Origin of the sequence: Nocardiopsis mangrovi (genome assembly GCF_042653925.1) — a bacterium.
Taxonomy (GTDB): domain Bacteria; phylum Actinomycetota; class Actinomycetes; order Streptosporangiales; family Streptosporangiaceae; genus Nocardiopsis_B; species Nocardiopsis_B mangrovi.
In genome coordinates this window covers 48,494-69,462 of the sequence record NZ_JBHSFQ010000035.1, presented here as the reverse complement: position 1 = coordinate 69,462, position 20,969 = coordinate 48,494, and the positions used below count along the sequence as shown (strand labels likewise).

Here is a 20,969-nt window from a genome sequence, read left to right as displayed (position 1 = left end):
CCGACATCGACACCGTCGACGCCCTGGCCATCCACCAGCGCCTGGGCGCCATCGCCCGCGCCCTGCGCACCGACACCCCCGGCGCGGCCAACACGACCGCCGCCCAGAAGGAACTCACCCTCGACCAGCTGCGCGCCGACGTCGCCGTCGGCCTCCTGCTGGGGCGCCTGCCCGTCACCCCCGGGCTGGAGATCCCCGCCGACGCCGCCGAACACGGCGTCCCCGACACCGCCACCCCGGCCCCGGCCCCGGCCCACCGGCGCCACCCGGCACGCGGCCGGGACGGGGCGCCGGGGCAGGGCGCGGGCGAGGCACGCGACCAAGAGCGGGACAGGGACGGGGCACGCGGCCAGGAGCGGGTGGAGGACCAGGGACAGGGTCAGGTGGTCATCCCCGGGATGGCCGCCCCCACCCCGGTGCCGTTCTCGCCGGTGGGCAAGCTCCACGTCATCATCCCGCTGGCCGCCCTCCCCGCTGAGATGGGCGGCCGGGAGTCCCGGGCGCTGGGCGAGATCCCCGGCCACGGGCCCATCCTCGCCGAAGCCGCCCGCGAACTCGCGAAGGAAGCCACCGACAAGGCCACCCGGTGGTGCTACACGGTGGTCGACGAGGAGGGAACCCCGGTGGCCGAGGGCACCACCCGCTACCGGCCCCCACCCCGGCTCCGGTCCCACATCGACTCCCGCGACCGCACCTGCCGCTTCCCCCACTGCAACCGCCCCGCGGTGGAGTGCGACGCCGACCACACCACACCCCACCACCTCGGGGGTCCAACGAGTGCCGCCAACCTGGCCGCGCTGTGCCGACGCCACCACCGCCTCAAGCAACACCCCGGCTGGAAGCTGTCCCAGCCCTCCCCCGGCACCCTCGTATGGCGGACCCCCCACCACCGCACCCACACCACCGTCCCCGACCCCTACCCCGGACCATGACCACCCAAGGCCAGCGGGACGACAACGACGACCTCCAAGAAGCCCGACAGGCTTCTTGGTACTCCGACCGGACAACACCTATGCACACCCACCACCGGGGCGGCCCCACCACGCACGGGAGGGGCCGCCCCGCACCCGTCCACCCGCACAGCACGACCACCGGCGACCGGCGACCGGCGACCGGCGACCGGCGACCGGCGACCGGCGAAAGCATCCACCCGGCGGCGCCCCACGGCACCAGAAGGACCCCGGCAGCCGGGACCGCCCCCACGCACCACCCGGCACCCGGCCACGCCCCCCAGTCCCCAGCGCACCGCCGAGCTCTGGCCCCGCCCCGCGACCACCTGAGGATCCCCCCGGCCGCACCCCCCCGGCGCCGTCGCCGCCCGTCTGAACCCCGCCCCACGACGACCTGACGACGCGCGCCCGGCCCCACCCCTCACTGCCGTCGCTGCCCGTCTGAACCCGAACCCGCGACCGCCCGAGGCGTCCGTCAAGCCCTGACCCTCGCTGCCCGTCTGGACCGTGGCGCGGTGCCTCCCGCACTGCTCGCGTGGTCGGCCTTACCGCCGGCCGTCGCTGCGCGCTTGAATCCCCACCCCGTGCCCGCCCGAGGCATCCGCGCCCGCCCCGGCCCACCACCGGTCGTCGCCGCCCGTCTGAACCCGACCCGATGTCACCCGTACATCGACTGCCTGACCCTTCCCCTCCCCACCACCGGCCGTCACTGCCCGCTCTAACCCCGAGCCCGCGAATACCCGAGGCATCCAGCCGGCCTGCCCCAGCCTGTGCCCGGCCCGTCCCCGGGTGCCCGGACCGTCCCCGGCCTGTGCCCGGCACGCGTCCGGTTCGCGTCCGGTTCGCGTCCAAGGCCGCTGAAGTGGCATTGACCGGCGACTCGGCTCGCCTTGAGTGAATCGGGGACGGGGTGAGGGAGCCCCGACGGGAGCTAGGGCTACGGTGATGTCGTGGCGCAGGGGTCGGTGGTGGAGTTCGAGGAGCAGCGCGGGCGGATGTTCGGGCTCGCCTACCGGATGCTCGGGTCGGCTGAGGAGGCCGAGGACGTCGTCCAGGACGCCTACGTCCGCTGGGCCGGCGCCGACCACGCCGCCATCCGGGCCGTCCCGGCCTGGCTGGCCAAGGTGGTCACCAACCTCTGCCTGAACCGGCTCGCGTCCGCGCGTTCCCGGCGCGAGGACTACGTCGGGCCCTGGCTGCCCGAACCCGTCCTCACCTCCGACGGCGCGCTGGGCCCGCTCGACACCGCCGAGCAGCGCGACTCCGTGTCGATGGCGCTGCTCGCGCTCCTGGAGCGGTTGACCCCCGCCGAACGGGCCGCCTTCGTCCTGCGGGAGGCGTTCGGCCACCCCCACAACGAGATCGCCGCGATCCTCGGCGTCTCCCCGGCCAACGCCCGGCAGCTCTACCGGCGCGCCACCCTGCGGATCGGTGCGGACCGCGCACGCTTCGACCCCGACCCGGAGCACTGGCGGCTGCTGGTCGACCGGTTCCTGCGCGCAGCGGGCGAGGGCGATGTCAAGGGCCTGGAGACGATGCTCGCCGACGACGTCGTGACGTGGTCGGACGGCGGCGGCCGCACCACCGCGGGCCGCCGGCCCGTCGTCGGGCGCGACCGCGTCCTGCGGCTCCTCACCGGCGGGTTCGCCAAGTACCTCGACAACGTGCGGATCACCCCGGCCGAGGTCAACGGGGCGCCGGCGATCATCGGCCGCCGCGACGGCCACCTCGTCGGCGTCATGGTCGTGGAGATCGCTGGAGACCGGATCACGGGCTTGCACGCCGTGCTCGATCCGGAGAAGCTGCGCTTCCTCGACGGCCAGCTCTCCTCCCGTCCGCCGCACCCGCCCGCGCCTCCACTGTCACACCGCGCTCCGCCCGCCGGTTCCTAGCTGGTGACACACCGGCCGTCGCGCCGGAGCGGCCGTCCCGGCCGGTCCCGGCCGGCAACGGAGGAGGGCATCCGTGAAGAGAACGATCCTGGTCACCGGGGGCACCGGAACGGTGGGCCGGCCCGTGGTGGAACGGCTCACCGCCCAGGGCCACGACGTCCGCGCGCTCAGCCGCCGCGCCCGGCCCGGAGGCGGCGTCCCCGGAACCCCCGAGCCCTTCGCCGTCGACCTGCGCACGGGCGAAGGGCTGGACGCCGCCGTGGACGGCGTCGACGCCATCGTCCACTGCGCCACCACTTACACCGGCGGCGACGAGCGCTCGGCCGCGAACCTGTTCGCGGCGGCCCGGCGCGCCGGAGTGCCGCACACCGTCGCCATCTCCATCGTGGGGTGCGACCGGGTCGGAATCGGCTACTACCGGTCCAGGGCGCGCATCGAGCAGGCACTGGCCGCGTCCGGCCTCGGCCACACCGTGCTGCGCGCCACCCAGTTCCACGACCTGGTCCGCCGCCTCTGCGCGGGACTGTCGCGGATACCGGTGATGCCGGTGCCGACGATGCCGTTCCAGCCCGTGGACGCGGGCGAGGTGGCCGACCGCCTGGCGGAGCTCGCGGTCGGCGATCCGGTCGGCCGCGCCCCCGATCTGGGCGGTCCTCGGGTCGAGGCGTTCCGCGACCTCGCCCGCCAGTATGCGGCGTGGTCCGGCCGGCGCCGCCTGATGGTGCCGGTGCCGCTCCCCGGCCGCGCCTTCACCGCCTACCGGGCGGGCGGCCACCTGGCCGAGAACGGCGACCGGGGCACGGTCGCCTTCGCCGACCACCTCGCCGCACGGGCGTCCGCGTCCACGCCCCCGTCCGCGGCCTCGGGTACCGGGCAGGAAGGGTGACCACCATGCGCGAACGAACCGTGCTCCGGGCCGGGCTGTGCTTCCTGGCGCTCTCCAGCCTCGCCGTGGGCGTGTGGCAGTCACTGCTGCCGCGCTCCTTCTTCGCCCTGGAGTGGGTGGCGATGTACCCGCCGTTCAACGACCACCTCGTGCGCGACGTGGGCGGGCTGAACCTGGCGCTGGGGGTGGTCGTGGCCGGTGCCGCGATCGTCATGGAGCGCCGGCTGGTCGTCACGGCCCTGCTGGGCTACCTGACCTATGCGGCCACGCACCTGCTCTTCCACGGGATCAGCACCGACCACGTGCACCCCGTCGACGTGCCGGGCCTGATCGCCGCGCTTGGAATCGGCGTGTTCATCCCGTTAGGGCTGCTCGCCCTCGCCCGGAACGGCGGCGGGGACGCACCGCCGTCCGGGTGACCGATGCGGGCACGCTTCCGAAATCCCGCATCATAGGGAATTGCAGATCAGATATCTCTCGTGAGCGTTTTAATGAACCAACACCCGGTGAGTGACCGCGCAAAAATATCCAACGGGAATCGCGTGGAGTGCGAGCCGTGGAGCGCCTTCTTGGCTTAGGTTGTTGGTGTCTCGATCGGCCTCGCGGTTTCGCGGTGGAATCGCAGGTCAGGGGAATGACTGTATCCATTTCGCCCCATTTGATCGAAGCAAAACAGGCGAATTAGCCAAGCATCGTGGAGTGGAAAATTGGGAGACAATTCCATCGGTTTCGAGTATGGTGTCGACGCCTCTGTCGGCGGGGGTGATGGAGGGTGGTGGTTCTTCAAGGGGGACCAGACCGTCAAGGTCGGCGACGACAGCGTGGCGAAGGGCCCCGAGGACATCTCCGCCGCCGATGCCTTCCCCGCTTTGAGGGGGACCGTTTTCGAGAGTGGGGTCGACGCCTCTGTCGGCGGGGGTGATGGAGGGTGGTGGTTCTTCAAGGGGGGCGAGGCCGTCAAGGTCGATGACGACGACATCCTCAAGGGGCCCGGCCCCATCTCCGCCGCCGATGCCTTCCCCGCTTTGAGGGGGACCGTTTTCGAGAACGGGGTCGACGCCTCCGTCGGCGGAGGCGACGGGGGATGGTGGTTCTTCAAGGGGGACGAGGCAGTCAAGGTCGGCGACGACGACATCCTCAAGGGGCCGGGGAAGATCTCCGCGGCCGACGCCTTTCCTGCTTTGAGGGGGACCGTTTTCGAGGACGGGGTCGACGCCTCTGTCGGCGGGGGAGATGGAGGGTGGTGGTTCTTCAAGGGGGACGAGGCCGTGAAGGTCGATGACGACGACATCCTGAAAGGACCCGAGCCCATTACCGCCTCGGATGCCTTCCCTGCTCTCCGAGGTCTTTGATCGCACCGGCACGCACACGGTTTCTCATTTCCGATCACAGGGCCTCCGGTCGGCCGCCGGGCGGTTCCCGGCGGCCGAAGCCGCGCCGCTGTCGCGCCACCGCTGCGCCGCATGGGCGGTCGGCCTCGGGTGACACCGTTCGACGTGACGACGCGGCCCCGCACGGCCACTGCGTTCCCGTGCGTTACCCGGGAGAGCCGGGGGCGGATGCCCGCGGTGTGCGGTCTCGTTCGGCGATGGCCCCGGCGACCTCGCGGATGGCGTCGCGAAGCAGGTCGCCGTAGGCGTCCCGCGGAAGGCTCGCGGCGTGCGCTTCGGCCGCGTCGATGTGCTCGGTGGCGGCCTCGAAGGAGCCGAGCCGGCGGTAGTCGTCGGCGAGGTTGAGGTGTAGGGAGGGGTAGAAGCCGGCGATGTGGAGACCGGCGTGGTGCTCTTGGACGCGCTGGTCGGTCACGGCGTCGGCGGCGTCCAGCGCCCTGACGTCCCAGGCGAGCGCCTGGGCGGGATCCTCGTAGAGATCCGCCATGTAGTGGGCGAGGGAGCAGCGGTGCAGCGGGTCGCCGGTGACGCCGATCGCGGACCACAGTCCCAGCAGCTTGCGGCGGGCGGCAGCGGTGTCGCCGGCGCGGCCTTCGGTGACGGCGTCGCCGATCGCGTCCATGGTCGGGTCGGGGGCGGCGGGCGCGGTGGTCATGGAGTGTTCCTCGTCGTCTTTTGCAGGTGGAGGGGTCAGGTGGAGCCGTCGAGCCCGACGGGCATGGCCAGGGTGGTGAAGTCGCCGCGGTCGGCGGAACGGATGGTGACGGGCTGGTCGTCGCCTCTCAGGTCGAGCATCACGTCGGGCCCGATCGCGGTGCTCACGGCGGGGTAGAGCGTGGTCATGGCGAACCGGATGCGGAGGGCGGGCCCCGTTACGACGGCCGGGAGGGAGACGCCGGGGGCGCCGTCCGCGGACGGGACGTGCACTTCGTTGTCGGCGACATGCAGCGCGATGCGCTCGCCCGCGTGTTCTTCCAGGGCCCGAAGGAGCAGATCCTTCGGGACCGTCGCGCGGGTGGTGACCTCGCCCAGCGACGCCAGCATCAGCCGGTGGTCGGGGAACTCCTCGGCCAGCAGCCGGCAGTGCCGGTCCTCCCGGCCGTCCGAGCGGAGCCGGACCCCGTGCGGCACCGCTTCGAGCCGCACCAGCGCGCTGCGTCGGATATCGGCGACCGCGGACCGCAGTTCGTCGCCGGTGACCGTGCCGGCCCAGGTCCGCGCCGGCGGTTCGGCCGGAACCAGGGTCCGCGTGGAGAGCCGGTAGCGGTCGGTCGCGGTCAGGGTGACCGCCTCATGGCCCGCCTCGATACGCAGGCCCGAGAGCACCGGCAGCCCCGGCTCCTGCGCGGCCGCGGTCAGGACCTGGTCGACCGCGTCCGCCAGCACGGGACCCTTCAGCGTCGCGATCGGCAGACCAGGCGCGCCGCCGAGCGCGGACCGGATGACGGCGGCCTTCCGCTGCACGGCCGCCGCGTCCTCGACGACCTTGGCGACGTGCGCGTCGAGGAGCCGGGACGCCTCGTCGGCCCCCGAACCGAGGATCGCCTCGACGGCGGTCAGGGGCATGGCGAGTTCGCGGAGCCGCCGCAGCAAGGTCGCCCGGGCCACCTGGCCGGCGCGGTAGTAGCGGTAGCCCGAGGCCGGGTCGACCTCAGCGGGAGGCAGCAGCCCGGAGTCGGCGTAGAACCGCAACGCGCTGGAGGTCAGACCGGTGCGTCGGGCGAACGCCCCGATCGGCATCAGCTCATCATGTGGCACCGCCCCATCATCGAGTCTCGACCAACATGAAGGTCAACACCGACGTGTGGTCCGACCGGCCTCATGGCCGACCTCATGGCCGGGGCCGGGGTCGGGGCCGGTGGCGGCGGGTGACCGGCGAGGAGGGGGGAGCCGGCCGGACCCGGGGGCCGCGTGGCCACCCGAACGCGGTGACCCGACCGGGCGGCGCCGTGTCCGGGCCGCGGCGGCAGCGGCCCGGACACGGTCCCCGGCGCGCCGGGGCGATGCGGCGGCGGGGTCAGGAATCGTCCTCCACGGCGGTGCCGGGGTCGCCGTCGACCGCCGCGGCGAGCTGCGGTACCAGGCGTTCCAGTTGGTAGGGCAGGCTCAGCGCCGACACGAAGGAGATGGAGCTTCCGTAGTCGGAGCCTTCGTCGATGAAGACCTCGCGCCCCTCGCCGACGACGTCGAGCGAGCCGTAGACGTCGGAGCCGTGCAGCTCTTCGCGGTCGACGGGGGAGTCCGCCGCCAGCCACACGACGGCGTCGGTGTCGAGCAGGTCGGCGCGCTCGGCGCTGATGTTGGCGCCGAACGCGTCGCCGATGGCCGCGTCGAGGCCCTCGGGGAGGGCGAAGCCGAGGTCGGTCAGCAGGCGTGAGCGCGGATCCTCGCTGCCGTAGACGAAGTACCCCTCCCAGGTGGTGGCCATGACGGCGGACGCGCCCTCGAATTCGGGGTGCTCCTCGCGGGCCGCGGCGATCTGGGCGTCGACGTCGGCGATGATCTCCTCGGCCCGGCCGGACTCGCCGACCGCCGCGCCGACCTTCCCCGTCAGCTCCTGCCAGGGGATCGCGTAGTCCGGGTACTCGCCGGGCTGGGCGACGGTCGGTGCGATCTGGCTGAGCAGGTCGTACTGATTCCGCGTCAGCCCGCCGTAGAGGCTGAGGATCAGGTCGGGCTCCAGCGAGGCGATCCGCTCCACCTGCGGGCCGTCGCTGGAGTCGAGGACCTCGGGGGGTTCGGCGTCGCCCAGCGCCTCTTGCGCCCACGGGCCGATCTGGCCCGGGTAGTCGCCGATCCACCCGGTGGTGGCGACGGGGACGACGCCGAGCGCCAGCAGCGCGTCCTGGTCGGTGAGGCCCACGGTCACGACGCGCTCGGGGCGTCCGGTGATCTCGGTGTCGCCGAACTTGTGCTCGATGGTCACCGGGAACGCGCCGTCGGCCGATGCGCCCGGCGACTCCTCGGTGCCGCCGGCGGCACCGCAGCCGGTGGCGGCGATCAGGAGCGCGAGTGAGGCGAGGGCACCCGTGGCGCCGCCGAGCGCGCGGCGGCGCGGGGTGAGGGGGGACGGCGAGGGCGTCATCGGGTGCTTCCTTGCGGTCGGGGCGGGCGGTCCTGGTGGCCCCGGACAGGGGTGCGCTCCGGCGGGGGCTCTCCGGCATCGCTCAGTCGATCATTAGGTTTGCCTAACCAAACTACGGTGTCAAGGTGGGTGAACGGGCGGTCGCCGAGCGTTATGTCCCTCTTGAGTGCGGGTAGCCGGAAGCCGAGTCATTGGGGGCGTCACGGGTCGCGGGCCGATCGGTGGCGGGCCCCGTCGAGCGCACGCGGCATCCCGATTCGAGGCGTTCTCACTTCTGGAGGCGAGAGATGGAAGGGTTCGAGGAGCTGGACGTGCTGGATTCGGAGCGTTCAGAGGATCGTTCCGCCGATCGAAAGACTCCGGACGCCGGTTCCCTGACGGCGGTTCGAGGGCGGCTCGTCTGGTTCCACGACGACCCTTTCCTCGTCGGTACCGAGAAGGCCATGAGGTACGAAGAGGACGGGCTGATGATCTGCCAGGACGGGCGGATCACCTATGCGGGACCGTACGAATCCGGGAGGAATTCCATTCCCCCGGATGCGGCCTTCACTCATTACCCGAACCACATCATCTCCCCCGGTTTCGTGGACTCTCACGTCCACTTCACGCAGGTCGGAATGATCGCCTCATACGGGGAGCGACTGCTGAACTGGCTGCAGGACTACGTCTACCCGGAAGAGATGAAGTATTCCGACAAGGGATATGCCGAAGCAGGGGCCCGGCTGTTCTGCGACGATCTCCTCCGCAACGGAACCACCACGGCCCTCGTCTTCACGTCCACCTATCCGGGATCCGTGAATGCGTTGTTCAAGGAGTCGTCCAAGCGCGGAATGCGCATGGCCGCGGGCAAGGTCCTGATGGACACGAACGCTCCGCAGGAGCTGTGCGACGCGAGCGTCGAAAAGGCGATGAAACAGACCAGGAAGCTCATCGAGCGGTGGCACGGAAAGGACCGCAACGTCTACGCGGTCATGCCGCGGTTCCCCCTCGCGTGTACGCGCGAGATGCTCAAGGCCGCGGGCGAGCTGTGGGGGGAACTGCGGAAGGAGTACCCCGGCCTGCTCATGCACTCCCACATCGCGGAGAACACCGATGAGGTCTTCGAGGGACGGAAGGCGTTTCCCGAGTTCAAGACCTACCTCGACGTCTTCCGCCATTACGGGCTCCTCGGGCCCGGTGCGGTCCTGGCCCATGGGGTGCACCTGACCGAGAAAGAGCTGAAGATCTGCCACGAGACCAAAAGTGCCATCGCCCACTGCCCGACCTCCAACCTGTTCCTCGGCAGTGGACTGTTCCCGCTCCGAGACGCCAAGACCCCCAAGCGGCCGGTCGGTGTCGGCCTCGGAACCGATGTCGGGGGCGGCACCAGCCTGTCCATGCTGGCCACCATGGACGAGGCGTACAAGGTCTCGGCGCTCGACGAGCACCCGGCCGATGCCATTCGCCTTTTCTACCTGGCCACACTGGGCGGTGCCAAGGCGCTGCGCATGCACAAGAAGATCGGGCGGCTGGAGCCGGGATACGAAGCCGATTTCATCGTCCTCGACCCCAAGGCGACGCCGCTGCTGGCCAAACGCACCGAAACCGGTGACGGTTCCATCGAGGACCTGCTGTTCGCCCTGGCGATCCTGGGCGACGACCGCGCGGTGGAGGCGACGTATGTGGCCGGCAGGCTCGCCCACAAGCGGGACCGCGGCGGTGACAAGAAGAATATGGGCGATCACCCGTTCGCGTGGAGCAGATACGACTGGCAGACGCAATCCTGGCTGCCCGACCGGACCACCGGATTCCGGGGGTGGATGGCCCCGTCGATCGACGCCTACGCGGGCGGTCTGCACTGCGTGTACCTCGCCCCCGACAGCACGCTCCAGTGGACGGTGTATACGCAGCAGGACCAGGAACCCGGGGAGTGGAGTGCGCCGCAGAGCCTCGGGGTGAAAACCGGAGCCGGCCCCTCCATCGCCCCGTATCACGATCATCTTTACGTGTGTTACAGGGATTACCCCTCAAAGAGGATCTACACGAAGAGGTGCGACGACGAGGGCGTGTGGGAGTCGCCGCGTCTCGTTCCAGGGGATATCGAAACGCATTATCCGCCCGCCATCACCGCGTTCAACGATTTCCTCTACCTCCTGGTCCGGGACGAGGACCAGTGGATCTCCTGTAACACCTACTGCTCCAAGACCGACGCGTGGAGCGGCTGGAAGCAGCTGTGGCGGGTCGATTCCTATGACCCCGTCACCATCGCGGCCTATGCCGGGCGGCTCTATGTCATGTACGTCCCGGACTTCGGTGCCGATCTGAAGTGGACGGCCTATGACCTTGCGACCGGGGACTGGTGGCCGCACAGGACCCTGGAGAATACGGCGGAGACCGCCCGGCCGAAGCTCGCCCACTACAACGGCCTGCTCTACGCGATGGGCGTGCGGTGGCAGGGGGACGTCCGGGAGACATGGTGGGCGAAGCAGGGCGCCGACCTCCCGGAGTGGACCACCCCCGAGGTGGTCCCGGAGATCCATCCGTACGGCTACGGACCCGGCCTGACCCCGTATCACGGCCAGCTCTACTCCGCGTATTTCATGGGCTGAGGTCCAGGGCGCGGAGCCGGCTCCGTCCACGCCGTCATGCCCGCCGCCGCGCGCGGCCACCGTCACCTGTCGGCGCGACCCATCTGTTCTGCGATGATCAGTTCCTAGTTCCGGTTCGACCACGAACCGGAAGCACGACCTAGTCGCCTTCGCGCTGCGCGGGAACGGGGACGGGGCGGCGCTCGCGGCCGACGTACTCGCTCAGCGGGCGGATGAGCGCGTCCTCCTCCTTCTGCTCGACGACGTGCGCGGTCCAGCCGATCATGCGCGCCATCGCGAACAGCGGGGTGAACGCCGGGATGTCGAAGCCCATCAGCTGGTAGGCGGGGCCGCTCGGGTAATCGAGGTTGGGGTGGATCCCGGTGCGGTCCATCACCACCTCCTCCACCGCGCGGACCAGGTCCATCAGCTCCCCGGCGCCCTTGAGGTCGGCCATCCGCTCCAGCGCCGCCATCATCGTCGGCACGCGCGAGTCGCCGTGCTTGTAGACGCGGTGCCCGAAGCCCATGACCTTGTTGCCGTCGGCGAGCGTGCGGTCCACCCATTCGGCGGCGCGGTCGGCGGTGCCGATCTCCTCCAGCATGAACATGACCTGCTCGTTGGCGCCCCCGTGCAACGGGCCCTTGAGCGCGCCGATGGCCGCGGTGACCGCGCTGTAGATGTCGGCGCGCGTGGAGGTCACCACGCGCGCGGCGAACGTGGAGGCGTTGAAGCTGTGCTCGGCGTAGAGGATGAGCGACGCCTCGAAGCAGCGCACCACCTCGGGCTCGGGCACCTCGCCGAAGCACATGTGGAAGAAGTTCTCCGCCAGCCCCAGCTCGGGGTCGGGGTTGATCGTCTCCAGGCCGTGCCGGCGCCGGTGGTCGACGGCGACGATGGTGGGCAGCCGCGCCATCATCGCCTCGGCCATCGCGTGCTGGGCGGGCATGGAGGGGTCGTCTTCGGCGGGGTCGTCGGACCCCAGGTAGCTGATCGCCGTGCGCAGCACGTCCATCGGGTGGGTGGACTCCGGGATGCGCCGCAGCACCTCCAGCGTGCCGCGGTTGAGGGTGCGGGTGACCCGTTCGCGGGCGCGGAAGGAGTCGAGCTGCTGCTCGGTGGGCAGGTCCCCGTACCACAGCAGGTAGGCGACCTCCTCGAAGGAGCACGAGGTCGCCAGTTCCTGCACCGGGTAGCCCCGGTAGGTGAGCGAGTTGGTGGCCTCGTCGATCATCGAGACCTCGGTGGTGTCGACCACCACGCCGGCCAGCCCTTTGTGGATCGATGTCTTCGCCATAGCCGCCCCCTCCGATCAGGTCGTGTCAGGCCGTGAAGTCGTGGACATCGCCGTCGAAGGCGGTGTAGGCGGGATAGTCGAGCAGGTCGTAGAGCCGGGAGCGCGTCTGCATCCGCTCCAGGACGCCGGCCTGGGTGCCGGTGGCGCGGATCTCGCGCAGGCCCTCCTCTGCGGCGCCCATCGCCAGGCGCAGCGAGGTGACCGGGTAGATCACCACGTTGATCCCCAGCGACTCCAGGGTCTCGGCGTCCAGCAGCTCGCTCTTGCCGAACTCGGTCATGTTGGCCAGAAGGGGGGCGTCCACGGTGGCGCGGACGGCCGCGAACTCCTGGGCGTCGCGCAGCGCCTCCGGGAAGACCATGTCGGCGCCGGCGTCCACATACGCCTGGGCCCGCTCGATGACGCCGGGGACGCCCTCCACCGCGCGGGCGTCGGTGCGCGCGCAGATGAGGAAGTCGGGGTCGCGCCGGGCCCGCACCGCCGCGCGGATCCGCCGCACCATGTCGATGGCCGGGACGACCGACTTCCCGTCGAGGTGCCCGCACCGCTTCGGGTTGACCTGGTCCTCCAGGTGGCACCCGGCCAGTCCGGCGTCCTCCAGCACCTGGACGGTCCGGGCGGCGTTCAACGGCTCGCCGAACCCGGTGTCGGCGTCGATGATCGCGGGCAGGTCGGTGACGCGGGCGATCTGCGCGCCGCGCCCGGCGACCTCGGTGAGGGTGGTCAGCCCGATGTCGGGCAGGGCGAGGTCGGCGGAGACCACCGCGCCGGAGATGTAGACCCCGTCGTAGCCCAGGTCCTGGATGAGCCGGGCACTGAGCGGGTTGAACGCGCCAGGGAAGCGCAGCAGCCGGCCCGAGGCCAGGGCGGAGCGCAGCGCGGCGCGGCGCTCGTGCGGTGTCGAGGCGGTGTGCAGCATCGGTCAGAACAGTCCCTTCGCGAGGGCCGGGCCGCCGGGGACGGCGGCGGGGCCGGCGGCGAAGGACAGGTCGCGCACGTGCTCGGCGGTCAGCTCGGGCAGGCGCTCCACCAGGCCCAGGAAGCGGTCCTGCTCCGCCCGTGACACCACGCCCCCGGCCAGCGCCCGGAACTTCGCGATGTAGTCGGGCCGGGTGAAGGGCCGCGCGCCCAGGGGGTGGGCGTCGGGCATGGCGATCTCGTCCCAGATCTCGGTGCCGTCGTCGAGCTCGATGACGACCCGCCCGCCGAACGCCTTCTTGGCCGGGTCGGCCGAGTGGTAGCGCTCGGTCCACTGCGGGTCCTCCACGGTGGTGATCCGGTGCCACAGGTCGACGGTGTCGGGCCGCGACGCCCGCTCCGGGGTGTAGGAGCGCTCGTGGTGCCACTCCCCGTCCTGGAGGGCGACGGCGAAGATGTACATGATCGAGTGGTCCAGGGTCTCCCTGCTCGCGGCGGGATCCGACTTCTGCGGGTCGCCCGCCCCGGTGCCGATCACGTTGTGGGTGTGGTGGCTGGTGTGGATGGTGACCGAGCGGATCCGCGACGTGTCGCCGATCCGCGCCCCCATGCGCCGCGCGAGGTCGATGAGTGCCTGGCTCTGGTACTCGGCGGAGTGCTCCTTGGTGTAGGTGCGCAGGATCGCCCGCTTGGGCTCGCCGGGCGCGGGCAGCTCGACCGTGTATTCGGCGCCGGGGCCGTCGAGCAGCCAGGCGATGAACCCGTCCTCGCCCTCGTAGGCGGGCGAGGGCGAGCCCTCGCCGCGCATCGCCCGGTCCACCGCCTCCACCGCCGCCTTCCCGGCGAACGCCGGCGCGTAGGCCTTCCAGCTGGAGATCGCGCCCTTGCGCGCTTGCCGCGTGGTCGTGGTGACGTGCAGCGCCTGCTGCACCGCCTGGTAGACGGTCTCCGCCGGCAGCCCCAGCACGGCGCCGACCCCGGCCGCCGCCGAGGGCCCCAGATGGGCGATGTGGTCGATCCGGTGCTCGTGCAGGCAGATGCCGGCGGTCAGGGCCACCTGGACCTCGTAGGCGGTGGCGATGGCGCGCGCCAGCTCCATGCCGGTGCACCCGGCGTGCTGGGCCACGGCCAGGATCGGCGGAATGTTGTCCCCGGGGTGGGAGAAATCGGCGGCCAGGAACGTGTCGTGGAAGTCGAGTTCGCGCACGGCCACCCCGTTGGCCCACGCCGCCCACTCCGGCGACACGCGCGCGGTCAGCGGGGTGCCCCAGACAGCGGAGCCCGGGGAGTGGGGGTGGGCCTCGGCCTGCGCACGGGCGTTGCGCACCGGCCGCCGGTGCAGGGCGGCCGCGGCCACCGCGGCGTCGTCGATGATGCGGTTGACGACCATCTGCACGACGTCCTCGTCCGGCTCGGTGCGGTCCGCGGCGCACTCGGCGATCCGGTACGCCAGCTGGTCGGCCGGGGCCGGGCCGTCGGCGCTGCGGTGGACGCGGACGCGGTGCTGCACGTGGCTCTCCGTTCCCGGCGGCCCGCGGCTGCGCCGCGGGCGGAGTGACAGACGTCGTCGATTTGAGCCTGACGCATGGAGTCCGCGCAGGTCGAGGGGGTGGCGGAGCAGGTTTGCGCAAACTCTCCGCGTGCCCCGCACCAAGCCGGTAAAGACCCCGCCAAGGATCCGCGCGTCCCCGTCGAGCCCGTCCGGCGGTCCCGGGGCCCGTCCCGCCCCGGGACCGCCGCAGCGGCGGGCCCACCGGCCGCGGAGGTCTCGGCGGGTCCGCCGGCCTCAGGCGTCGCGGCGCGCGAACCGGGTGAGGGCGACGGCGGTGAAGACCGCGAGCCACACCGCGATGACCAGCACGGCGGGAAGGGTCGGCAGGTAGCCGGGGGTGCCGGGGACGGCGAGGCCGGCCACGCTCTCGGCCGCGGCGCCGGCCATGTACCGGGGCACCGTGTCGCCCCACCACGGATCCAGGAACCGGGCGAGCACCACCGGCAGCGTGCCGAGCGCGATGACCAGGACGACCGCCGCCGGGGCGCTGCGCACGAGCACCGCCGTGCAGGCGGTCAGGACCGACTGGGCGAGCATCGACACCGGGACGAACAGCAGGACCGCGCGCAGCATCCCGGGCGCCCCCAGGTCGAGTGCCCGCTCCCCGGCGGAGGCCAGCACCCCCTGGGTGATGCCGAAGCCGGCGAACGAAATCGCGACGCCGGTCGCGAACGCGAGCACCGCGATGATGACGAGCTTGGCCGCGAGGACGCGCCACCGGCGCGGCGTCGCCGCGAGGGTGTGGCTGATCATCCCGCACCGGTACTCCGCGGCCACCACGTTGGCGGCCAGCGCGGAGAACCCCCAGATACCGAAGTAGCTGCCGAAGAACGCGACGCTGTACTCGCCCTCGGCCTGCTCCCGCGCCAGGGCGGCGGTATCGCCGAAGACGCACATCAGCACGGTGATGCCCACGGTCATGGCGGCCGTCGCGGCGAGGATCGCCCGGTTGGACGGCAGCGCCCGGAACTTGCGCCACTCCGACCGCAGAGCGGCCCCGAACCCGGGCGGCCGCCCTCGGACGGGAGCGGGCGCCCGCCGGGCAGGTGCCGCGGCGGTCGCGGTGGACGAGGCGGATGTGGTGGCCATGGAGTGCTCCTCGCGGGTTGGTGTCGATGGAAGAAGGGACGGCGGACGCGGCCCCGGAGCCGGAGGCCGGGCTGCACCGCGGGAGGCCGAGGGGGCGAACGGCGCCCTCCGCCGGCGCGCGTAGCGCCGGCCGCCTGGGCCCCCGGGCCAGGACTGAGCCGAACGGTCATCCGCCGCCGCGGGGTCCGTCCTGCCTGCGTGCGGCCCGGTTCTGTCGCTGTCGCCGGGGTGCCGGGGTGCCGGGGTGCCGGGGTGCCGGGGTGCTGGGGGGCGGTGGGCTGGTGGTCCTGGTGTGTTGGGGCGGCGTGGAGGTGTTCGGGGGCCTGGGGTCTGTGGTGGTCGTCTTGATGGGCCGGGTTTGTGCTGGTCTTGGTCTCGGTATCCCGGTCCTCGGCCGAAGGGTCGGTTGCGTGCCGGATGTGCTCCGGGCTCCCTCGTCAGGTCGGTTCGGGGCGGTCGTGCGCGGTGGTGTCCCCGTGGCCTGCGCGCATCGTGGGGCCGGATGCGCCCCGGATGTGGCGCGGTTCCGTTCCGGGCGTCACCGGGCCTCCGGCGGGCGGGGAGCGGCGTGTGCGGTGCCGGTGCCGGTGAACGTGTGGTCGGACTTGTCACCGGTCAGTTCCATGAACACGTCCTCCAGGCTGGCTCGATGCTGGGTCAGCTCGTGGAGGGTGATGTTGTAGCGGGCGGCGAGGTCGCCCACGCGCGCGGCCTCGGCCCCGCGCACCATCAGCGCGCCGTCCCCCGCGCCGCCCTCGGCCCGCTCCACCGCCAGCCCGGCGTCGGCGAGGAGGGTGGCCAGCAGCGCCCCGTGCGGGCTCGCCACCCGCACGTGTCCGCCGGACCCGCGCCGGAGCAGTTCGTCGGTCTCCATGTCGGCGATCAGCCGGCCGCGGCCGATCACCACCACCCGGTCGGCGGTGTCCGCCATCTCGCTCATCAGGTGGCTGGAGACGAACACGGTCCGGCCCTCGGCGGCCAGCCCGCGCATGAGCGTGCGGATCCAGCGCACCCCCTCGGGGTCGAGGCCGTTGACCGGCTCGTCCAGGATGAGCGTCGCTGGGTCGCCCAGCAGCGCGCCCGCGAGGCCCAGGCGCTGGCGCATGCCCAGGGAGAAACCCTTGACCGCCCGGCGGGCCGCGTCGGCGAGCCCGACGGTCTCCAGGACCTCGGCCACGCGCCGGCGCGGGATGCCGCCCGCGTGCGCCAGCCACGACAGGTGCGCGGCGGCCGTCATGCCCGGGTGGATGGCGCCCGAGTCCAGCAGGGCCCCGACCTCGCGCATCGGTGCGGCGAAGTCGCGGTAACGGCGGCCGTCGATCAGCGCCGTCCCACCCGTGGGGTGGTCCAGGCCGAGGACCATCCGCATCGTCGTTGATTTGCCCGCGCCGTTCGGCCCCAGAAAACCCGTAACGCGGCCGGAGGGGGCGGCGAAGGACAGCCCGTCCACCGCCTTCGACGCGCCGTAGGACTTCGACAGGTCGGCGACCTCGATCACGTGGACCACCTCAGTGGGGAATCGGCTCCCGGCCCCCTGCGGACCGGCTCGCTTCCAGGTAACCGGCGGGCCGGGCGGCGCCGCGAGATCAGAAGGTGGTCGGCGGTGACAACAAAAGTTGCGATCTGAGCCGGGGGACCGCGGATCCTGCCCGCGGTCCGCGCCCAGGTCCTAGCGTTGGGGCATGGCCCATCCACGCGGTGCCGCGGGCACCCCCAGCACTGGCGGGCGGCGGCACGGCACCGGCGAGCCCGACACCCCCGGTCCCGAGACCGCCCCCGGCCCCCGGGGCCCGCGCCGGATCTCCCGGGTGCGGGCGGCCGCGGCCGCCGCGCTCGCGGTGCTCGCCGTGCTCGGCGCCCTGTTCGCCGCGGCCGTTCTGCCCGGCGCCGACCCCGTGGCGCTGGCGGTGGGCGCGGCGGTGCAGGTCCTGGTGTCGCTCCTCGTGCTGGTCGACCGGACCCGGCCGCTCACCGCCACCCTCGCCATCGTCGCGGTGAGCCTGCTGCTGTTCACCGTGGACCCCGCGTGGAGCGAGCTGGCCCGCGCGGGAGGCGTCGTCTGGATTCCGCTCGCCCTGGCGTGGACCAGCCCGAACCTGGTGCGCGAGGCGCGCTCGCCGGTCCAATGGGCGGTCGGCGGGCTGGCGCTGGCCGGATACGTCGTGACCGCCGGGATCCTGACCGCACCCCCGGGCGGCTCCGTGCTCTACAGCACGCTCGGCGCGATGGCGCCGGTGCTCGGCGGGACGACCGTGAGCCTGGCCCAGCGCCTGCGGCGGGCCCGGCACGACCGGCTCGTCCAGGAGGCCCGCGAGCGCGAGCTGCTCGCGGAGCGCACCCGGATCGAGGAGCGGCGCCGCCTCGCGGCGGAGATGCACGACGCGGTCACCCACCAGGTCAGCCTGATGGTGCTCCAGGCGGGCGCACTCGGCGTGGCGACCGCCGACCCGCGGGTGCGGGCCGCGGCCGACGACATCCGCTCGGCGGGCAGCAGGGCGATCGCGGAGCTGCGCGACATCATCGGCGTGTTGCGCGACGACCGGGCGGCGGTCCCGGCCGAGCACGCCGCGGCCCCGCCGGCCACCGGCGCGCCGGAGCCGGCCCCGGACCTCGCCGACCTGGTGGCGCAGTCGCGGTCGGTGGGCCTCCCGGTGGAGGTCGCGGTATCGGGGGACCCCGGCGGCGTGGCCCCGCACGTGGCGCGCGCCGTGCACCGCATCGTGCAGGAGGCGCTGACCAACGTCCGCAAGCACGCGCCCGGCGCCGCGACCCGGGTCGATCTGCGCTACCGGCACGACGGGGTCCTGGTCGGGGTGGCCAACGGGCCGTCGGCCGCGGAGCCCGACCCGCTGCTGGCCGGTGGCGGGTCCGGGGCGGGGCTGGCCGGGCTGCGCCAGCGGGCCGAACTCCTGGGCGGCACCCTCAACGCCGAGCCGACCTCCGACGGCGGGTTCCAGCTCAATGCGATACTGCCCAACGACACCACCCCGGAGCGCAAGGCGGGCCCGCACCGATGATCCGCGTCATCGTCGCCGACGACGAGCCGATGGTCTGTGCGCACCTGCGCACCATCCTGGAATCGGCCGACGACATCGAGGTGGCCGGCGAGGCGCGCGACGGCGCCGAGGCGGTCGAGGCCGTGCTGCGCTACCGGCCCCGCGTGGTCCTGATGGACCTGCGGATGCCCGGGGTCGACGGGATCGCGGCCATCGAGCGGATCGCCGCCCTGCCCGACCCGCCGGTCGTGGTGGCACTGACGACGTTCGACGACGACACCCACGTGGTGCGCGCGCTCAGTGCCGGCGCGATCGGGTTCCTGGTGAAGTCGACCCCCGCCGAGGACCTGATCAACCTGGTGCGCGTGGCCGCCGACGGCCACACGGTGATGTCGCCCGAGGCCACCCGGCGGCTGCTGGCGGTCTCCGGCGGTGGGCGGGGCCGGGCCGAGGACGCCCGGCGCCGGGCCGAGGGCCTGAGCGAGCGCGAGCGCGAGATCCTGGGCTGCCTGGGCGAGGGGATGTCCAACGCCGACATCGCCCGGCGGCTGTTCCTCGCCGAGACGACGGTGAAGAGCTACGTATCGCGGATGCTCACCAAGCTGGGCTGTACGAACCGTACCCAGGCGGGCCTGGTGGCCCACGAGGCCGGCATCCCCGCCCCGCCCGCCCCGTCCTGACCCGTGCTTGCGCGCGGGGTACGGGCATCCTGTTCGCAGGCTGCCGGTCGGTGCCCGGGCCTGCTCGCCCGCCCCGCCGGTCGCCGGTCACCCTTCGGCGTCCCGGCGGCCCGCTTGGGCTCCGCTTCGGGCGTTCGTTCGTCCAGTCCGTGGGCGTCCGACCCCGCGTCTGGTGCGTGTGCGGGTCCCGTCCGCACGCTCCGGCCGGTGCTTCGCGCCCCCCGGCTGTTCGCCTCCGCGTGCCCTCGGCCGTTCGCCTCCGTGGGCCTGCGGCCGGTCGGTGCGCGCGCTTTCGATCGGCCGCCCTGGGGGCACGGGCGGGCGGGACGCTAGCCCTCCGCTCCGGCCCAGCCGGTGGTCTCGGCGATCAGGTCGGTCTTGCGGTCCTCGGGAAGGAACGACGCCTCGAAGGAGTTGGCGGCCAGCAGCCGCAGGTCGGAGTCCGACAGGCCGAGCCCCGAGCGCACGGCCGCGAAGTTGTCGCCCGCGTAGCCGCCGAAGTAGGCGGGGTCGTCGGAGTTGACGGTGGCCAGCAGTCCTTCCTCCAGCATCCGCGCCAGCGGGTGGTCGGTGATCGCGTCGACCAGGCCCAGCCGCACGTTGGACAGGGGGCACACCGTGAGCGGCACCTGCTCGTCGCGCAGCCGGGCGACGAGCGCGGGGTCCTCCAGCGACCGGATCCCGTGGTCCACGCGCTCGACCCGCAGCAGGTCCAGGGCCTCCCGGACGTATTCGGGCGGGCCCTCCTCGCCCGCGTGGGCGACCGCGCGCAGCCCCATGGCCCGGGCCGTCGCGAAGACCTCGGCGAACGCCGCCGGCGGGTAACCGGCCTCGGCGGAGTCCAGGCCCACCGCAACGATCCTGTCGAGGAACGGCTCGGCGAGCCGCAGTGCCTCCGCCGCCGACTCCGCCGGCTCGTCGCGCAGGAAGCACAGGATCAGATCGGCGGAGATCCCGAGGTGGCGCGCCTCGTCCGCCGCGCCGGCAAGCCCCTCGACGACCGCGCCCATGGACACCCCGCGCGCCAGGTGCGCCTGGGGGTCGAAGAACACCTCGGCGTGGCGCACCCCCTGCTCCGCGGCGCGGGCGAGGTAGGCCGCCGCCAAGTCGTGGAAGTCCTGCCCGGTGCGCAGGACCGCCATATTGGCGTAGTACACGTCGAGGAACGAGCGGAGGCCGGTGAACATGTAGCGGGCCCGCAGCTCCTCGACGGAGCCGGCCGGAGCGGGGACACCGTTGCGGCGGGCCAGGTCGAACACCAGCTCGGGTTCGAGCGTGCCCTCGATGTGCACGTGCAGCTCCGCCTTGGGGACGCCGATCATCGCGCACCCGCCCGGCCGGGGAGCGCGAGACCGGCCGCGGGAACCCGCGGACGCGCGGACCGCGGACGGTCCGGATCCCGGTCGAGCGGTCGGCGCGGTGCCGGCCGCGGGCATCGGCGGCCGCCCTGCCGCGGCTGGGCCGGTCGCCGGTCGGCACGTCGCATAGGACCCCCTCGGTCTGGAGCGGCCGCGGATCGATGGGCGGGCGACCGCCACCGGTCCGATGAGCGCGCCGCGGGGCCGACCGGGCCCCGCACCCGCGCGAACACCACGAGCACCTGCGCAAAGGCCGCCTCGCGGCGGTCGCTTCCGCCCAGTATCTCCGGATCGGCGCCGGAGAGGGC

General features: G+C 72.8%; 17 protein-coding genes. 8 read left to right on the top strand and 9 right to left on the bottom strand.

The annotated features are described in order from the left end of the window. The 5 genes from ACFO4E_RS25955 to ACFO4E_RS25935 all read left to right on the top strand — a co-directional run. Nucleotides 1-932 (top strand): HNH endonuclease signature motif containing protein (locus ACFO4E_RS25955; RefSeq protein ID WP_465263146.1); only part of this gene is annotated, 932 nt, incomplete at its 5' end. Between the two features lie 968 nt (nt 933-1,900). Continuing rightward, a complete protein-coding gene (locus ACFO4E_RS25950) occupies nt 1,901-2,842 on the top strand; it encodes an RNA polymerase sigma-70 factor (RefSeq protein WP_378579129.1) in 942 nt (313 codons plus the stop codon). 73 nt (nt 2,843-2,915) lie between these two features. Continuing rightward, the gene (locus ACFO4E_RS25945; RefSeq protein WP_378579127.1) at nt 2,916-3,728 is read left to right on the top strand and encodes an SDR family oxidoreductase; all 813 of its coding nucleotides are present in this window, start codon (nt 2,916-2,918) and stop codon (nt 3,726-3,728) included. Nucleotides 3,729-3,733: 5 nt separating this feature from the next. Then, nucleotides 3,734-4,147 carry a hypothetical protein gene (locus ACFO4E_RS25940; RefSeq protein ID WP_378579125.1) on the top strand — a complete coding sequence of 138 codons (414 nt, stop codon included), beginning with the start codon at nt 3,734-3,736 and terminating at the stop codon, nt 4,145-4,147. A 288-nt stretch (nt 4,148-4,435) separates the two neighbouring features. Next, entirely contained in the window at nt 4,436-5,080 is a 645-nt protein-coding gene (locus ACFO4E_RS25935; protein WP_378579122.1) for a hypothetical protein, read from the top strand. A gap of 184 nt (nt 5,081-5,264) precedes the next feature. Here ACFO4E_RS25935 and ACFO4E_RS25930 read toward each other — a convergent pair whose 3' ends face one another. The 3 genes from ACFO4E_RS25930 to ACFO4E_RS25920 form a co-directional block, all read right to left on the bottom strand. After that, complete coding sequence (locus ACFO4E_RS25930; RefSeq protein ID WP_378579120.1) at nt 5,265-5,774, bottom strand: hypothetical protein; 510 nt, start codon at nt 5,772-5,774, stop codon at nt 5,265-5,267. A gap of 35 nt (nt 5,775-5,809) precedes the next feature. Next, complete coding sequence (locus ACFO4E_RS25925; RefSeq protein WP_378579118.1) at nt 5,810-6,877, bottom strand: DNA polymerase III subunit beta family protein; 1,068 nt, start codon at nt 6,875-6,877, stop codon at nt 5,810-5,812. 259 nt (nt 6,878-7,136) lie between these two features. Beyond that, nucleotides 7,137-8,204 (bottom strand): iron-siderophore ABC transporter substrate-binding protein, encoded by a 1,068-nt coding sequence (locus ACFO4E_RS25920; protein ID WP_378579116.1) that lies wholly within the window; start codon nt 8,202-8,204, stop codon nt 7,137-7,139. A 287-nt stretch (nt 8,205-8,491) separates the two neighbouring features. Here ACFO4E_RS25920 and guaD point away from each other — a divergent pair, with 287 nt between their 5' ends. After that, nucleotides 8,492-10,792 carry a guanine deaminase gene (gene guaD, locus ACFO4E_RS25915; RefSeq protein WP_378579114.1) on the top strand — a complete coding sequence of 767 codons (2,301 nt, stop codon included), beginning with the start codon at nt 8,492-8,494 and terminating at the stop codon, nt 10,790-10,792. 139 nt (nt 10,793-10,931) lie between these two features. Here guaD and ACFO4E_RS25910 read toward each other — a convergent pair whose 3' ends face one another. The 5 genes from ACFO4E_RS25910 to ACFO4E_RS25890 form a co-directional block, all read right to left on the bottom strand. After that, a complete protein-coding gene (locus ACFO4E_RS25910; RefSeq protein ID WP_378579112.1) occupies nt 10,932-12,068 on the bottom strand; it encodes a bifunctional 2-methylcitrate synthase/citrate synthase in 1,137 nt (378 codons plus the stop codon). A gap of 25 nt (nt 12,069-12,093) precedes the next feature. After that, nucleotides 12,094-12,987 carry a methylisocitrate lyase gene (gene prpB, locus ACFO4E_RS25905; RefSeq protein ID WP_378579110.1) on the bottom strand — a complete coding sequence of 298 codons (894 nt, stop codon included), beginning with the start codon at nt 12,985-12,987 and terminating at the stop codon, nt 12,094-12,096. 3 nt (nt 12,988-12,990) lie between these two features. Further along, the gene (locus tag ACFO4E_RS25900) at nt 12,991-14,496 is read right to left on the bottom strand and encodes an MmgE/PrpD family protein (RefSeq protein WP_378579109.1); all 1,506 of its coding nucleotides are present in this window, start codon (nt 14,494-14,496) and stop codon (nt 12,991-12,993) included. Nucleotides 14,497-14,772: 276 nt separating this feature from the next. After that, nucleotides 14,773-15,627: a hypothetical protein gene (locus ACFO4E_RS25895; protein ID WP_378579107.1), complete on the bottom strand. Its 855-nt coding sequence runs from the start codon at nt 15,625-15,627 to the stop codon at nt 14,773-14,775. Nucleotides 15,628-16,165: 538 nt separating this feature from the next. After that, nucleotides 16,166-17,125, bottom strand: coding sequence for an ABC transporter ATP-binding protein (locus tag ACFO4E_RS25890; protein ID WP_378579106.1), 960 nt, complete (start codon nt 17,123-17,125; stop codon nt 16,166-16,168). A gap of 184 nt (nt 17,126-17,309) precedes the next feature. On the opposite strand from ACFO4E_RS25890, the gene ACFO4E_RS25885 reads away from it, so the two are divergent. Both ACFO4E_RS25885 and ACFO4E_RS25880 read left to right on the top strand, forming a co-directional pair. After that, a complete protein-coding gene (locus ACFO4E_RS25885) occupies nt 17,310-18,644 on the top strand; it encodes a sensor histidine kinase (protein WP_378579105.1) in 1,335 nt (444 codons plus the stop codon). Beyond that, nucleotides 18,641-19,303, top strand: a complete 663-nt coding sequence (locus ACFO4E_RS25880) for a response regulator (RefSeq protein ID WP_378579103.1) — start codon at nt 18,641-18,643, stop codon at nt 19,301-19,303. Before ACFO4E_RS25885 ends, ACFO4E_RS25880 begins: the two co-directional genes overlap by 4 nt. A 329-nt stretch (nt 19,304-19,632) precedes the next feature. Here the strand turns inward: ACFO4E_RS25880 and ACFO4E_RS25875 are convergent, their stop codons facing one another. Next, complete coding sequence (locus tag ACFO4E_RS25875; RefSeq protein ID WP_378579131.1) at nt 19,633-20,622, bottom strand: adenosine deaminase; 990 nt, start codon at nt 20,620-20,622, stop codon at nt 19,633-19,635. Nucleotides 20,623-20,969: the final 347 nt, after the last annotated feature.

What these genes read in the sequence shown, in the direction of transcription:
- ACFO4E_RS25940 (WP_378579125.1), top strand. Translation starts at nt 3,734, where the DNA reads ATGCGCGAACGAACCGTGCTCCGGGCCGGGCTGTGCTTCCTGGCGCTC.
- ACFO4E_RS25930 (WP_378579120.1), bottom strand. Translation starts at nt 5,774, where the DNA reads ATGACCACCGCGCCCGCCGCCCCCGACCCGACCATGGACGCGATCGGC.
- ACFO4E_RS25920 (WP_378579116.1), bottom strand. Translation starts at nt 8,204, where the DNA reads ATGACGCCCTCGCCGTCCCCCCTCACCCCGCGCCGCCGCGCGCTCGGC.
- guaD (WP_378579114.1), top strand. Translation starts at nt 8,492, where the DNA reads ATGGAAGGGTTCGAGGAGCTGGACGTGCTGGATTCGGAGCGTTCAGAG.
- ACFO4E_RS25910 (WP_378579112.1), bottom strand. Translation starts at nt 12,068, where the DNA reads ATGGCGAAGACATCGATCCACAAAGGGCTGGCCGGCGTGGTGGTCGAC.
- prpB (WP_378579110.1), bottom strand. Translation starts at nt 12,987, where the DNA reads ATGCTGCACACCGCCTCGACACCGCACGAGCGCCGCGCCGCGCTGCGC.
- ACFO4E_RS25895 (WP_378579107.1), bottom strand. Translation starts at nt 15,627, where the DNA reads ATGGCCACCACATCCGCCTCGTCCACCGCGACCGCCGCGGCACCTGCC.
- ACFO4E_RS25885 (WP_378579105.1), top strand. Translation starts at nt 17,310, where the DNA reads ATGGCCCATCCACGCGGTGCCGCGGGCACCCCCAGCACTGGCGGGCGG.
- ACFO4E_RS25880 (WP_378579103.1), top strand. Translation starts at nt 18,641, where the DNA reads ATGATCCGCGTCATCGTCGCCGACGACGAGCCGATGGTCTGTGCGCAC.